The following is a 14,304-nucleotide window of genomic DNA, read 5'->3' as shown; positions in this document are numbered from 1 at the left end:
CCGGACGGGCAGGCCTGCTGAACCCGACCGGTCGGGTTCAGCAGGCCTGAAGATTACTCTACTATTACATGAACGAATAGGTTGCCGTCAGGTAGACGAAACGCCCGCGCGGGTCGGCATAGCTGACGTCGTAGCCGCCGAGGAAGTTCGACGTCAGGTTGGTGTACGGCGGCGTGCGGTCCGTCAGGTTTTTGACGCCCAGCGACAGCTTGGCCGGCTTGAAACCGTTGTAGGCCAGCTGCGCGTCGAAGGTCTGGTAAGCCTTGACCTTGCGCGGGGTCGAGCCGGCCGGTGCGCGGTTGCCCAGCACGTCGACGTAGCCCTTCTGGTAGTTCTGCGACAGCGACGCGCTAAACGGGCCAGTCTCGTAAGCAACGCTGGCGGTGTGCCTCCAGCGCAGCACCACGCCGCCGCCGGCGTTCAGTGCCGTGTCGAGCGCGCTGGTGTAGGCGCCGGACGGGCCTTGCACGTCGTATTTTGCGAGATAGGTGCCGCTGACGCGCGTCGTCACACGGTTGCCCGAGCCGAAACGCAGGCCGTACTTGGCGTCGACGTCGACACCGGCCAATTGCGTCTTGAACAGGTTGGCGTTGGTTTGCAGGATGCCGGTGATCGGGCCGACGCCGCTGGCGTTGCCGTCCGCCGCGCCGCGCAGGATGAACGCTTCGTACTGCTTGGCGCGCTCGGCGTTGGCGAGGAAATAATTCGACGACAGGCCGCCGCCGACGATGGCGTTTTTCAGGTTGACGCGGAAGGCGTCGAAGCTAACCGACAGTTCCTTGACCGGCTCGAGCAGCACGCCGACTGTGTAGGACAGCGATTTTTCAGGCTGCAGGTTCGGATTGCCGCCGGTGACGGTGGTGAACTGGAAGCTGCAGTCGCCCGGCGTACCGGTCTTGATGTCAGGACAGCGGATCGGGTCGCGCGTGCCGTTGGCCGTCACGCTGGTCGCCTGCGGGGTGTACAGGTCGGTCAGCGACGGCGCGCGGAAACCGGTGCCGACCGACGAGCGCAGCAGGAACGTATTGGTCGGCTGCCAGCGCAGCGACGCCTTCGGATTGACGGTGTGACCGACGCCCGCGTAATTGTCGTAGCGGACGGCCGCATCGAAGTCGAGTTTGCGCGCCAGCGGCACGCTCACTTCGGCAAAGGCCGACGACACGCGGCGCTTGCCGGTGACCGGGAAGGCATTGCCGCCGAGGCCGGCGATGTCGCCGGTCTGGATTGCCACCGACGGGTCGTAGGCGAATTTTTCCTGGCGCAGCTCGGCGCCAAGCGCCAGCGCCACCGCGCCATTGGCCAGCGTGAACAGCTCGCGCGAGCCCTTCAGGTCGAGCGAGGTCATCGACGTTTTGGTGGCGTAGCTGGTGCCGCGGAACTCGGCCGCCTGGGCTTGCGCCAGCGCGGTTTTATCAAGCGTCTCGCCGAACGGATTGATCAGGCCGCTGTTGAGGATCGGCAGCACTTTCGAATACTGCGCGTAGCCGGTCAACAGCTCCTCGTTGACCCGGCTCTCGCTGTAGAGCAGGGCCGCATCGAGGTCCCAGCCAAACTTGTTGCCGCGCACGCCCGTCATGAAGCGGGTACTCTCGGCGTTGTCGCGGGTCTGGCGCGCTCCGTTGGCGACGTCGCGGTAATTGAGCAGCAGCGGCTTGCCGGCCATGCCGTTGGCGGCGGCAAAGGCGGCAGGGTAATACGGGCTGGTCGGCACCAGCACAAAGCCGCCCAGTGCCGAAGCGGGCCGGGTGGCGAGCGCAGGGTATTGCGCGATCAGCCGCTTGTAGGCCGGCACATATGGGTTACTGGCGGTGGTGATCGCGTTGTAGGCGATCGGCACTGGCTGGGTGGTCGAGGTGATCTTGTTGTTGGTGTAGTTGGCCTCGAAATAAGCTTCGGCGTTTTGCGACAGGGTCAAACGGCCGTTGGCCATTACGCTCGCCTTGAGCGACTCTGGCTGGATCGACGCGAACGGGCTGTTGTCGAAGCTGCAGCGGGTCGGCGTATACGGCGAAACCTGCGACACCGGCCCGCAATTTGGCAGCCTTGGGTTGACCAGCACGCCGCTGCCGTACAGCGCGACGTTGGCCGGGAATGTAATCGACGACAGCAGGTCGTTCTGCTCGGCGACGTTAAGGCGGTTGGCGTATGGACGGTCGACGCCGAAGATCGGGTCGGTCTTTTGCACGGTAGCGCCGAAGGTGACGTTGTAGCCGTTCTCGGCCAGGTTGCCGATGCCGGCAAAGATGCCCGCCTTCTTGTCCTTGCCGTGGCCGCCGATGCCAGGCTGGCCGTAGGTGCCAGTCAGTTCGACGCCTTTGAAATCCTTGCGCAAAATGAAGTTGACCACGCCGGCGATGGCGTCGCTGCCGTACACCGCCGAGGCGCCGTCCTTGAGCACTTCGACCCGCTCGATGGCGGATAAGGGGATGCTGTTGATGTCGACCGACGAGCCGGCCGCGCCTGCCGAGCCGCCGCCGTACACTGCCACGCGGCGCCCGTTGACCAGCACCAGCGTACGTGCGCTGCCCAAACCGCGCAGCGACACCGTGGCGATATTGCCGCCGCCGAAGCCGGAGGCGTTGGCCGCTGTCGTCGAGCTGCCGTTGCTGCTCAGCGAACTGAGCTGCTTTACCAGCTCCTCGGTCGACGACGCGCCGATGCGGTCGATGTCCTCGCGCTTGAGGATCTGCACCGGCAGCGCCGTTTCACCATCGATGCGCTTGATCGACGAGCCGGTCACGATCACCCGCTCCATTTTCGGGGCGGCGGAATCACCCGCTTGGCCGGCCGCCAAAGCCGTTGCCGGCAGCAGCAGGCACGGCCCGAACGCGGCGGCGACCAGCATCACCGACGGCTTTAATTTGAATTTTTGATTCGACATAGGGTAGTACTCCTCAAAGTGCGATGGTTGAAAGATAGGGAATGGGACGGCGCAGCGGAGCGGGCGCGAAGTTGGAGCGGCGCGCGGTGGCGAAATCCGCTACGTCAATGACGGCTTTGCGGTGCGGACTTATTGCCCAAAGGTAAATTATATCTGTGGGGCACTGCAATAATTTGCTATATTTGCCAAGTGTGCACAACTTCTTTTGCAATGAATGTTTCAAAAATAGGAAAAAACCAGCATGAACGTGGCAAAAGTGAAGCTCGACCGTATTGATTTGAAAATTCTCGGCGAGCTGTTGTCGGATGCGCGCCTGTCCAGCGCCGACCTGGCCGAACGGGTGTCGCTGACGGCGTCGCCGTGCTGGCGCCGGGTCAAGCGGCTCGAGAGTGAAGGGGTGATCTGCGGTTACAACGCCCGGCTCGACTCGCGCAAGCTCGGCTACCAAGTAATGGCGTTCATCCATATTTCGCTCGAAAAGAACCACACCCAATATGTGCAGGAGTTCGAGCAGGCGGTGCTGGCGATTCCCCAGGTGCTGGCCTGCCATCGCATTTCCGGCCGCTACGACCACCAGCTGATGGTGGTGGCCGAAGACCTGGAAGCCTACGGCCTGTTTGCCGAAAAATACATTAACGGGCTGCCAAGCGTGAAGGAGGTCTACACTTCGTTCGTTTTAAAAGAGGTCAAGGCGACGGCCAATCCGCCGCTGCCAGCGGGGTAGGCCCGGCCTTTGTCGACGAACGGCGCCGCCGTGGGTGCACTGCAAACATGGTAAATATAACAACAAAGACAATAGTGTTCCGATCGCCGGAAGTCTGCTGGCTTGCCCGAGATAGTCGGTGCTGTAGATTTACTACAGGAAACACGCCGTAGTATACAATCGGCGCCAGCTTTTCCACCCGCATCCGGCCTTCGCAACGACCATGCCATGACTGTCGAAACTGCCGTTACCGACCGGCTGCCGCTGGCTGTGCCGTCACTTGCGCGCGCCAAGCTTGCCGACAGCGTGCATGACGTTCGCCTGTTGCTCAGCAACTAGATGAACAGCAACCAGGTAAACATTCATTAATGAACATGGTCCCGATCATGCGGCGCCACCCGCTCGCCTCACTGACAGTCTTCTGCCTGGCGCTGGCGCTGGCGTGGGCTGCGCTGGCGCCGCTCAAGTACGCCAACCGCGATCAATTATTCGATATCCCGAAAGGCACCCACGCGCGCCGGATGGCCGGCGACAAGGTCGACATCCTGCCAACAGTCGTGCGGCTGACGCTCGGCGTGCAGGACGTGCTGTTGCTGCGCAACAGCGACAGCGTGCCACAGCTGTTCGGCCCGGTCCTGATCATGCCCGGCCAGGATTTTCGGCTGCCGTTCGAGCAAGCCTCGGACTACCAGTTCGCCTGCACCGCCCACGCCAGCGGGCAGATGACGGTGTCGGTAGTGGCCTTGCCCGACCCCGGGCTCGAGCGGCTGAAGTGGCGCCTCGGCGCGCTCAGCCACGCGATCCGTTACTTGAAAAAACAATCGCCAGGATGAACAATGATTGGCGCCGTGCCGGCGCGGTGATGGATCGTCGTCGTGCAAACGGCCAGCGTGATCTTCCCGACGCCGTGGCGTGGTGGTGGTGGTGGTGGCCGAAATGATCGCGCCGCGCTCGGGCCTGGGCTACCTGATCATCGACTCGCGCAATGCCGGCAACCGCGACGACCTGGTAATCGCCGGCATGATCATCATCGGCCTGGTCGGCCTGAAGGGCTTTGAACACAGCTATCCGCGCGCGCTGCTGGCCAAGCCCGAGATCGTTTACATGGACGAGCCGTTTTCAGCCCTCGACGCGTTGACGAACCTGCGCGTGCGCACCGGGTTGCTGCGCATCTTGCAAGAAGAGCGCCACAGCGTGCTCCTGATCACCGACGATGTCGAGAGCTTTGTTCCTGGCCGAGCTCGGTATGCAAGCTTGATGGCCGATCGTGCGCCGGCCCGGTGCGCGATTCTGGCATGATGCGCGCATGACCATGATTTCCATTCCGTTGTTCCCGCTCGGTACCGTGCTGTTCCCCGAAGGCGTGCTGCCGTTGCAGATTTTCGAAGTGCGCTACCTCGACATGATCGGCACGTGCATCGCCAGCGGCAGCCCGTTCGGCGTCGTCATGCTGACCGAGGGGCAGGAAGTGCGCAAACCTGAAATGATGGAAAAATTTGTCCAGTCGGGCACGCTGGCGACGGTCGAAGAGAGCGGCACGCCATCGCCCGGATTGATGCAGGCGATCTGCCGCGGCGGCGCGCGCTTTCGCGTCAACGCCTCTAAGCGGCGCGGCAACGGCCTGTGGACGGCCGAGGTCGAGTTCGTCGTCGCCGACCTGCCGGTGCGCATACCCTCTGAACTGCAAGGCGCCGCCGATGCCCTCGAGCGCGTGCTCGCCTCGCTTGGCGACGTGCCCGAAGAGCGCTGGCCGGTGCGGCTGCCGTTTCAGCTCGACGATTGCGGCTGGGTATCGAACCGCTGGTGCGAACTGCTGCCGCTGACGATGGCGCAAAAACACGGCTTGCTGATGCTCGACAATCCGCTGATCCGCCTCGAACTGATGCACGACCTGCTCGACGAGCATGGCCTGATTACTTCGTGAACCCGGTAAAAAAGGCGCAGCTGCCTGCGCCTTTCGGTTCGCTCCGGTTGACGATTACCGCGTGCCGCCGCCGCCGCTCGCCGAGCCGCCGGCATCGGCGTTGCCGCTGATACCGGCATCGGCATTGGCCGATGGCGATACCTGCACTGACCTGGCGGTACTGACGGCTTTACCAAAGCCGCCTGCCGTGGCTTGGCCCGCACCGTTGGCGCTGGCGCGGCTATTGGCCTCGGTGGACTGTGCAAAACCGCGCGTGGTGTCCGCTTGCGAGCGCGCCCCGTCACGCGCCGACTGTGCCGCGCCGCGCATGCCGCCGCCAATGCCGTCGGTGCCGAGCTTGCCCGATGCGTTGCCGCCGCCCGAGGCCTGGCCATCGGCCGCGGCATCGGCTCGTCCGCCGCGCAGGTTACCACTCAGGTTGCCGACAAGACCGCCGGAACCGCTGCCGCTGGCATTGCCGTCGGTGTTGGCCGGCCGGCGCAGGCTGTCGGTGTCGACCTGGTGGCCGATCGATCCGCCGCCGCCGAGGGCGCCGCGCCCGCCCATCTGGCCCATCTGACCCATCGACCCCATGCTGCCGCCGCCACCGATCATGCCGCCGCCACCGATCATGCCGCCGATGCCGCCGCCGCCGCTTCCACCCAGCAGTTGCGCCTGTGCCGAAGCGGCAACGCCGAGCGAGATCACGATAGCGAGGTGTTTTGCGATGTGCTTGGCGAGTAATTTGTTCATCATGATAGTTCTCCTCTGGTTGTGCGGCCATTACGCCGCGGTTACAGGGATAACGAGCGAGCTCTTCAATTTAATCCATCGGCCGGAAAATAAATCAAATAAAAAATTATCGGACGCTGGCCGGGTCGATCCGCAGCGCCGCGCCGACGATGCCGTAACCGGTCTCGTTGCTGACGGTCGCGCCGTCGGCGCGGACGGCCTGCCTGGCCAGCGCGGCGATGGCGGCGGCGGCCTGCGCCTTGCTTGGGCCTGCCACCGATTGCGACAACAGCGCGGCCACCAGCGGTGCGGCGAACGAGGTGCCGCGCACCGGGCGGAAGGCGGGTGCGCCGGGCGCCGCGCTGACCATGTGGTTGCCAGGGGCGGCGAACATGACTTGCGGCCCGCGCGCCGCTTCCGGCAGCGTGCGGCCGTTGCGGTCGACCGCGCTGACGCCGACCACGCCAGGGTAGCTGGCCGGATACAGCGGCGGCGCGGCGGGGCCGTCGTTGCCGACCGCGGCGACCAGCAGGTGGCCGCGCTGCTGCAGCGCGCCGACGATGCGTTCGAGCGCCCCGTTGGCCGGACCCACCAGGCTCAGGTTGATGACCGCGACTTTTTCGCCAGCCAGCCAGGCCAGCGCGGCGGCAATCTTGTCGGCCGAGCCGCCGGTCGGGCTGTCGCAATAGATGTCGGCGGCGTACAGGTCCGCTTGCGGCGCGCCGCCCCGGAAGCGGCCGGACTGGCCGACCATCAGCGCGGCGACGGCGGTGCCGTGGGCGCTGGGGTGGGGCTGGCCGGCACAGCCCCAGCGTTCGATGCGGGCGCCCTGGAACACCGCATGGCTGGTGTCGACGCCGCTGTCGACCAGGCCGACGCGCGGCCCGCCGCGTGACGGGGCAACGCCGGCGCCGGCAACCGGGCTGGCAACCGAGCTGGCAACATGCGTCGCGCCTGCCGTCGTGCTGCCCGTCAAGCCTGCCGCGCTGCCGGTATAGATATGGTTGAAGTCGTAGACACCGCCTGGATCGAGCGCGCGCAGCCGCGCCAGCACGGTCGCCGTCTCGCTGCCGTCGGGCACGCGCAACACCAGCATGCGTAGTTCCGGCAACCCCGGCTGGTCGTCACCGAGCTCGCGTTCGATGCGCGATCCCTCGGCCAGCGCCGTCGCCAGCGCTGCCGGGTCCATACCCCACGCGAGGATCTCGCGCCGCACCACCGGCTCGCCCTGCGGATCCGCCTCCAGCACGTCGCGGTGCCGGCGCAACAGCTTGCCGACCTGGTCCAGCCGCAGCGAACGCACACTTGGCAGGTCGGGCAGGACGCCGTCCCTGATCGACGCGGCGCCGCGCTGGCCCAGTCGGTCGACGTCGATCCCGCCGATTGGCGATGACGAAGGTAAATTGATCGATGGCAGCCGCAGCTGCGCATGAGCGGCGCCAGCGCTTGCTGCGAGGGTAAGCGCTAACATCGAGCGCAAGTAATGGACGCGCAGTAGGGTGTGGCGAGGCTTCATGGGCGGATGATAAACTAGTTCATCGCAAACACCTGATCAATAAACGAACGGAGCCGGGATCAAATGCCATGGCTGCGGCGTTAACCCCCTATCCATGACACTTCCCGCCACCGCCCTCCATACCGACATTGCCGCCTTGCTGCCGCGGCTGCGCCGGTTCGCGCGCGCCATTACCTGGAACCGCGAAGATGCGGACGACCTGGTGCAGGTTGCAATCGAGCGCGCGATCGGCCGCGCCGGCCAGTGGCAGGCCGGCACCCGGCTCGACAGCTGGATCTTTCGCATCATGAAAAACGCCTGGGTCGACGAGGTGCGTGCCCGGATGCGGCGCGACCGCATCATGGTGCCGGCGGAGGCCGGCGAACACGTCGGCGACGAGTCGGCCGAGGCGCAGCAGCAGCGCATGGCAATCCAGAAAGCGATGAGCATGCTGTCGCACGATCACCGGGTGGTGATCGGCCTGGTGCTGGTCGACGGGCTGGCGTACAAGGAGGCGGCCGACGTGCTGGACATTCCAATGGGTACCCTTACCAGCAGGCTGGCGCGCGCGCGCGAAATGCTGCAAGGTTTGTTGTCGGATCAAGCGAGGACAGTATGATGAGATTTACCGATGAAACCCTGATGGCGTTTGCCGATGGCGAACTCGACGCTGGCACGCGGCACGAAGTGGAGCTGGCCATGCGCGTCGATCCGGTGCTGGCGGCCAAGGTGCAGCAGCACATCTTGCTGCGCCGGGACGTGTTCCGCGCCTTCGCCCGCACGCTCGACGAACCGGTGCCGCAGCGCCTGCGGCAGGCGGCGTCAAGCTCGCCGAAGGTGGTCCATCTCGACAGCGTGCGGGTGGCAAGGAAACCGGTCGTCATCGAAACGCCGCACCGCTGGTCGTGGCCGGAATGGGGCGCGATTGCCGCCACCCTGGTGGTCGGGGTGCTGGCCGGCACGCTCGGCTTGCACAGCGTGCAGGGCGAAACCACCTTCGCTTCGGGTGGCAGCAACGGTACGCTGACCGCGCGTGGCAAGCTCGACACGGCCTTGACGCGGCAACTGGCGAGCGCGCCGCCGGCCGCCGGTAGCGCCATCACGATCGGCGTCAGCTTCGTCGCCAAAGAGGGCCAGTATTGCCGCACGTTCGCAGTCGGCGGGGCGGCCGGGCTGGCGTGCCGGTCGGACGGCCAGTGGACCATCCCGGTGCTGACCGACAGTGGCGGTGGCGCGGCCGGCGCCTATCGCCAGGCCGGCAGCGCGATGCCGCCGGCGGTGCTCGATGCGGTCGACGCGCGCGCGGTAGGGCCGTCGCTCGACGCCAAGGGCGAGCGGGCGGCAGCGCAGCGCGGCTGGTCGCGCTAGGGCGGCCGTCAGCGCGCCTCGATATCGGCCGCATCGCGTGCCGCTTCAACGCTGACAAGCGGCAGCATCGCCCGGTTGCTCCCGGCCTGTTTGGCGCGGTACAGCGCCTTGTCCGCCAAGCGCACCAGCATGCCCGAATCGTTGTCGTCGGCCGGCACTATTGCCGCCACGCCGATACTGATCGTGACGACCCCGTACGGCGACTGCGCATGCGGCAGGGCCAGCCGTTCGAGCTCGCAGCAGATGGCCTGCGCCAGCGCCAGCGCGTCGGCGCAATCGGTCGCCGGCGCCAGTAGCGCGAACTCCTCGCCGCCGTAACGCGCCGCCATGTCGCCGGTGCGCCGGCCAAACGTTTCGATCAGTGCCGCCACCGCGCGCAGGCACTGGTCGCCCGCCTGGTGGCCGTAGAAATCGTTGTAGCTCTTGAAATGGTCGACGTCGAGCATCGCCAGCGCCAGCGCGTGATTGCCGCGCTTGGCGCGCCGCCATTCCGCCGCCAGCGCCTCGTCCAGCCCGCGCCGGTTGGTGATGCCGGTCAGCGCGTCGGTAGAGGACAAGGTCGCCAGCTTGGCATTACTCTCTTCAAGCTCGCCGGTGCGCGCCGCCACCAGCGTCTGCAACTGCAGCTGGCGCCGCGTCAGGCTGCGCACGCGGGCACGATAAACCATTGCCGGCAGGCCGATCGCCAGCAGCGCCGCCAGCAGGCGGAACCACCAGGTCTGCCAGAACGGCGGCAGGATGCGGATCGATACCTTCGCCGGCTGCTTGCTCCACACGCCCTGCTCGTTGGCAGCCTTGACTTCGAAGGTATAGCTGCCGGGATCGAGGTTGGTGTAAGTCGCCGTGCGGTGGCTGGCATCGGCGGCGACCCAGTCGCGGTCGAATCCATTGAGCCGGTAGGCGTAGGTGTTGCGCGACGGGTTGGTGTAGTGGAGGGCGGAAAACTCGAGCGCGAACACCGAATCGCGCACCGACAGGGTAATGTCGGTCGGCGCGGTTACCGTGCCGGTCAGCATCACGCCGGCGTGGCGCGCGCCTCCCGACAGCGAGCGGTTGAACACTTTGACGTCGGTAATGGCGGCGTGCGGCGCCACCGAGATCGAGCGCACCTTGTCCGGATGCACGCCCGTCATGCCCTTGACGCCGGAAAAATACAGTACGCCGTCGGGCGCCGCGTACGAGGCGCCGACCGCAAAACCCTCGGTCAGGCCGTCGGAGCTGCTGTAGCTGCCGGCCTTGCCGCTGGCCGGATCGAGCCGCAGCAGGCCGGCCGCGGTGGACAGCCACAGCATGCCGGCGCGGTCGCTGCGCATTGCCAGGATCTTGACGGCGCCGACGCTGCCACGGCCGGTGTAAGCGCGAAAGCTGATGGCGCCGTCGGCGCCCGTCATCACCTGGTTGACGCCCTTGGCGGTGCCGGCCCAGATGCGTCCCTGGGGATCCTGGAACAGGCTCGAGACGTTGTCGTCCGCCAGCGACGCGGGGTTGGCCGGGTCGTGGCGGAAATGGCGGAATTTGCCGGTGGCCGGATCGAGCAGGTCGAGTCCGCCGCCGCTCCAGTCCGATCCCATCCACACCCGTCCCAGCTTGTCCTCGACGATACAGGTGGTGCCGTTGACGCTGCGGCTGGCCGGGTCGAGCGGGTTGGCCGGGTTGGCCGGGTACCCGGTCCATTTGCCGCTGGCGATGTCGTAGCGGATCACTTGCAGCCCGGTGCCGAGCCACAGCTTGCCGCCGGCGCCGGGCGCGATGGTGTTGATGAAATTGCTGGCAACGCCGCCGAACTGGACACTGCGGAACGGACCGTCCTGGCGGTCGAGCCGGTTCAGCCCGGCCGAGGTGCCGACCCACAACGGCCCGTCGGGCTGCTGGTACAGGCTGTAGACGGTATCGTTGGACAGGCCGCCGGCGCGCTTGGGCTCGGCGTGCCAGGACTGGATGACGGCGCCATTGGCCGGGTCGAACAGCGAAAAGCCGGTATTGCTGCCCAGCCACAGCCGTCCGCCCGGAGCGCCGTCGATGTTTTGCACCGAATTGTTGGGTAATGTGTTGTCGGTGGCGGCGTCGAACGGGATAAAACGCTCGAACCCCTGGCTGTTCAGGTTGACCAGGCTGATGCCGTTGGTGAACGAGGCGACCCACAGCATGCCGCCGCGGTCTTGCATGACGGCGCGGATGTGGTCGGACTGCAGGCTGTGCGGATCGTTGGCGCGGTGCACGTAACGCACCGCACGGTCGCTGCCCTTGCCCTTGCCTTTGTCCCAGCGCAGCAAGCCGGCGGCGAGGGTGCCGGCCCATACCGCGCCGTGGCTGTCGCCGTACAGCGCATTGACCCGTACCGGCGGCGAGGCGATGCGCTTGCGCTCGGCCCATGGTGTTGACGTGTCCCATGTGACAACGCCGGTTTCGGTGCCGATCCACAGCCGGCGGTCGGCGCCGAAATACAGCGAACGCACAATGTTGAGCTTCTCGTTGGCGGCGTCGGGCCGGTCTACCCGCAGGTGCACAAAGCGCTTGGCGCCGGGCGCCAGGTAGTCGAGTCCACCCGGCCAGGTGCTGACCCACAGCCCGCCGTCCGGCGCCAGCGCCAGCGCGTTCAGGTCATTGCTGGCGAGGCTGTCCGGGTCGTTGTTGTCGTGTACATGGCGGGTGACGGCGCCAGTTGTGCTGTCGACATGCTGCAGCCCGCCCCAGGTGGCCACCCACATGCCGGCGCCGCCGTCGCCAATGATCGCCTTGACGATGCGCTGGCTGGACGGCCCGTCCGGCAGCGCCAGCGCGCTGAAGTCGCCGGTCTCGGGATTGAAGCGCGCCGCGCCGTTCTGGGTGCCGGCCCAGATACGGCCCTGTTTGTCCTCGAACAGCGCGCTGACGCGGTCGTTCGGCAGGCTGCGCGGGTTACGCGGATCGTGGCTGTACTTGACGGCCTGGTAACCGTTGTAGCGGTACAAGCCGCCGCTGTGGGTGCCGATCCAGATGAAACCCTGGCGGTCCTGCAGCATCGACAGGATCGACAGGTCGTCGGCGTCGAGCGAGTCGAGCCTCTTGAATCGCAAGTCTGAGGTCGGGCTGGACGAGGCGGCGCCGGCAAGGGCGAGCAGGCAGCCGATGGCGAGCAGGCGCAGCAGTCGAAACGAAATCAGGGGGAGCATCGGGGTTCCATGGGAAAAGCGGGCGCGCAGCGAAGTTACAATAATATCAAGACGAACTCTGCAGCTTATGGTGTTTCTTGTCAACAATTTCCAGAATTTACCGCGCCACAATTGTTGCATATAAAGCACGTTTTTACCGCTGTTGCGCGCCGCTGCAAGAATCGGAATATGGCAATATTGAACAGGCCCGCGAGAATGGCGTTATATACAGGGACGGCGAATTAGGGTATCGTGTAGCGTTCTGTAAAAGTATCGACGCCAGCCGCACGCCCGCCGCTTCCGGTGCCGCCCGCCAACGCGGCGCTCCCCATTCCATCTTCGAGCCGCCCGCAGCGCGCCGCTGCCGGCGATGCGCACGATGGCCAAGCGTGCGCCTGGCCGATGTCACGAATTTATTGAAGAAAGCAGGCGCCCGGTGCGCCAACCAAACCTGATGCCCGAAATCGACGTAAGCAACGTAATTCCCTCGCCCGAGGCCGACCAGGTCGTGGCGCGCTTTGACCAGTTCGGCCTGTCGCCGGCGATCCTGCGCGCGTTGACCGACCAGGGCTACATCCACCCGACGCCGATCCAGGCGCAGGCGATCCCGATCGTGCTGCAAGGGCGCGACGTGATGGGCGCGGCGCAGACCGGCACCGGCAAAACCGCCGGCTTCTCGCTGCCGATCATCCAGCTGCTGCTCGAGCACGCCAGCCCGAGCATGTCGCCGGCGCGCCACCCGGTGCGCGCGCTGATCCTGACGCCGACCCGCGAACTGGCGGTGCAGGTGGCCGAAAACGTCAGGGCCTACGCCCAGCACACGCCGCTGCGTTCGACCGTCGTCTTCGGCGGCATGGACATGAAGCCGCAGACGGTGATCCTGCGCGGCGGCGTCGAGATCGTCATCGCCACCCCTGGCCGCCTGCTCGATCACGTCGAGCAAAAGAACGTCAGCCTGGGCCAGGTGCAGATGCTGGTGATGGACGAAGCCGACCGCATGCTCGACATGGGCTTTTTGCCGGACCTGCAGCGCATCATCAACATGCTGCCCAAGCAGCGCCAGAACCTGATGTTCTCGGCCACCTTCTCGCCCGAGATCAAGCGCCTCGCCAGCAGCTTTTTGAACGACCCGGTGGTGATCGAGGTCGCGCGCAGCAACCAGACCGCCGACAAGGTCAGCCAGGTGGTCTACAAGGTGGCCGAGTCGAACAAGGTCGAAGTGGTCGAATTTCTCATCCGCGGGCGCCAGCTCAAGCAGGTGCTGGTTTTTTCGAACACCAAGATCGGCGCTTCGCGCCTGTCGCGCCACCTGGAGCAGAGCGGCATCAAGGCCACCGCCATCCACGGCGACAAGACCCAGCAGGAGCGCATGGCCGCGCTCGACGCTTTCAAAAAGGGCGAGATCGACGTGCTGGTGGCCACCGATGTCGCCGCGCGTGGCCTCGATATTTCCGACCTGCCGTGCGTGATCAACTACGACTTGCCGTACAACGCCGAAGACTACGTGCACCGGATCGGCCGCACCGGCCGCGCCGGCGCCTCCGGCGACGCCGTCTCGGTGTACTCCGACAAGGATGAACGATTGCTGGTCGACATCGAAAAGCTGATCAAGCAGACCATCGCGCGTGGCGAACTGGTTGGCTTCACGCCGTCCTCGTCCTCGTCTTCATCTTCCTACGGCTCGCCGCGCCCACCGCGCGACAGTGCCGCGGCGCCTTCCGAGCGCCGCACCCGCCGCCCGGAAGGCGAGTCGGCGAGCACGCCGCGCCTGCCTGAACGCGCCCCGCGCAGCAGCTCGGCGCCGCCGCCGCGCCGCGACAAGGTCGATCCGTGGTTCCTCAAGCCGTACGAGCCGGCCAATCCGGGTGCTGCGGCCACCACTGTCGCTGCCGCACCGTCTTCGTCGATCAAACCGGCCAGGCACAAGATCGCCGCATTGCTCGGCGGCGGGCCGAAGCACTAAGCCGAACCACTAAGCCGAACCACTAAGCCGAAGTACTAAGCCGAAGTACTAAGCCGGCCCAACGCGCCGGCCGCAGGCTGTCAGTGCTTGGCCAGACGCAGGGGCGTTGTCGTCTCGCCATGTATAAT

General features: G+C 65.9%; 12 protein-coding genes. 8 read left to right on the top strand and 4 right to left on the bottom strand.

From position 1 onward, the window contains the following. Positions 1-64: 64 nt before the first annotated feature. The gene (locus CR103_RS07395; protein ID WP_099915348.1) at positions 65-2,881 is read right to left on the bottom strand and encodes a TonB-dependent receptor; all 2,817 of its coding nucleotides are present in this window, start codon (positions 2,879-2,881) and stop codon (positions 65-67) included. A gap of 241 nt (positions 2,882-3,122) precedes the next feature. Here CR103_RS07395 and CR103_RS07390 point away from each other — a divergent pair, with 241 nt between their 5' ends. From CR103_RS07390 to CR103_RS07370, 4 genes are all read left to right on the top strand, one after another. Then, a complete protein-coding gene (locus CR103_RS07390; RefSeq protein WP_099915347.1) occupies positions 3,123-3,605 on the top strand; it encodes an Lrp/AsnC family transcriptional regulator in 483 nt (160 codons plus the stop codon). Positions 3,606-3,952: 347 nt separating this feature from the next. After that, complete coding sequence (locus CR103_RS07385; protein ID WP_229442854.1) at positions 3,953-4,417, top strand: cupredoxin domain-containing protein; 465 nt, start codon at positions 3,953-3,955, stop codon at positions 4,415-4,417. Positions 4,418-4,511: 94 nt separating this feature from the next. Then, positions 4,512-4,883, top strand: coding sequence for a P-loop NTPase family protein (locus CR103_RS23975; RefSeq protein WP_307719687.1), 372 nt, complete (start codon positions 4,512-4,514; stop codon positions 4,881-4,883). A 7-nt stretch (positions 4,884-4,890) separates the two neighbouring features. Continuing rightward, positions 4,891-5,508 carry an LON peptidase substrate-binding domain-containing protein gene (locus CR103_RS07370; RefSeq protein WP_099915346.1) on the top strand — a complete coding sequence of 206 codons (618 nt, stop codon included), beginning with the start codon at positions 4,891-4,893 and terminating at the stop codon, positions 5,506-5,508. Positions 5,509-5,562: 54 nt separating this feature from the next. Here CR103_RS07370 and CR103_RS07365 read toward each other — a convergent pair whose 3' ends face one another. Together CR103_RS07365 and CR103_RS07360 are read right to left on the bottom strand one after the other, a co-directional pair. Continuing rightward, positions 5,563-6,243, bottom strand: a complete 681-nt coding sequence (locus tag CR103_RS07365) for a hypothetical protein (protein WP_099915345.1) — start codon at positions 6,241-6,243, stop codon at positions 5,563-5,565. A 103-nt stretch (positions 6,244-6,346) separates the two neighbouring features. Further along, a complete protein-coding gene (locus CR103_RS07360; protein WP_229442852.1) occupies positions 6,347-7,690 on the bottom strand; it encodes a S8 family serine peptidase in 1,344 nt (447 codons plus the stop codon). Positions 7,691-7,829: 139 nt separating this feature from the next. Between CR103_RS07360 and CR103_RS07355 the strand changes: the two genes are divergently transcribed. Beyond that, positions 7,830-8,333 (top strand): RNA polymerase sigma factor, encoded by a 504-nt coding sequence (locus tag CR103_RS07355; RefSeq protein ID WP_099915344.1) that lies wholly within the window; start codon positions 7,830-7,832, stop codon positions 8,331-8,333. After that, positions 8,333-9,082 (top strand): anti-sigma factor family protein, encoded by a 750-nt coding sequence (locus CR103_RS07350; RefSeq protein WP_099915343.1) that lies wholly within the window; start codon positions 8,333-8,335, stop codon positions 9,080-9,082. The genes CR103_RS07355 and CR103_RS07350 overlap by 1 nt, the downstream gene beginning before the upstream one ends. An 8-nt stretch (positions 9,083-9,090) precedes the next feature. On the opposite strand, the gene CR103_RS07345 is transcribed toward CR103_RS07350, so the two are convergent. After that, the gene (locus CR103_RS07345; protein ID WP_099915342.1) at positions 9,091-12,234 is read right to left on the bottom strand and encodes a ligand-binding sensor domain-containing diguanylate cyclase; all 3,144 of its coding nucleotides are present in this window, start codon (positions 12,232-12,234) and stop codon (positions 9,091-9,093) included. A gap of 77 nt (positions 12,235-12,311) precedes the next feature. Here CR103_RS07345 and CR103_RS22545 point away from each other — a divergent pair, with 77 nt between their 5' ends. Together CR103_RS22545 and CR103_RS07340 are read left to right on the top strand one after the other, a co-directional pair. Further along, a complete protein-coding gene (locus CR103_RS22545; protein ID WP_180279311.1) occupies positions 12,312-12,668 on the top strand; it encodes a hypothetical protein in 357 nt (118 codons plus the stop codon). Continuing rightward, positions 12,668-14,176 (top strand): DEAD/DEAH box helicase, encoded by a 1,509-nt coding sequence (locus tag CR103_RS07340; RefSeq protein WP_099915394.1) that lies wholly within the window; start codon positions 12,668-12,670, stop codon positions 14,174-14,176. Before CR103_RS22545 ends, CR103_RS07340 begins: the two co-directional genes overlap by 1 nt. Positions 14,177-14,304: the final 128 nt, after the last annotated feature.

It is taken from the genome of Massilia psychrophila (genome assembly GCF_002760665.1).
GTDB lineage: Bacteria > Pseudomonadota > Gammaproteobacteria > Burkholderiales > Burkholderiaceae_D > JAFCUW01.
This window is presented reverse-complemented; position numbering and strand designations above follow the sequence as displayed.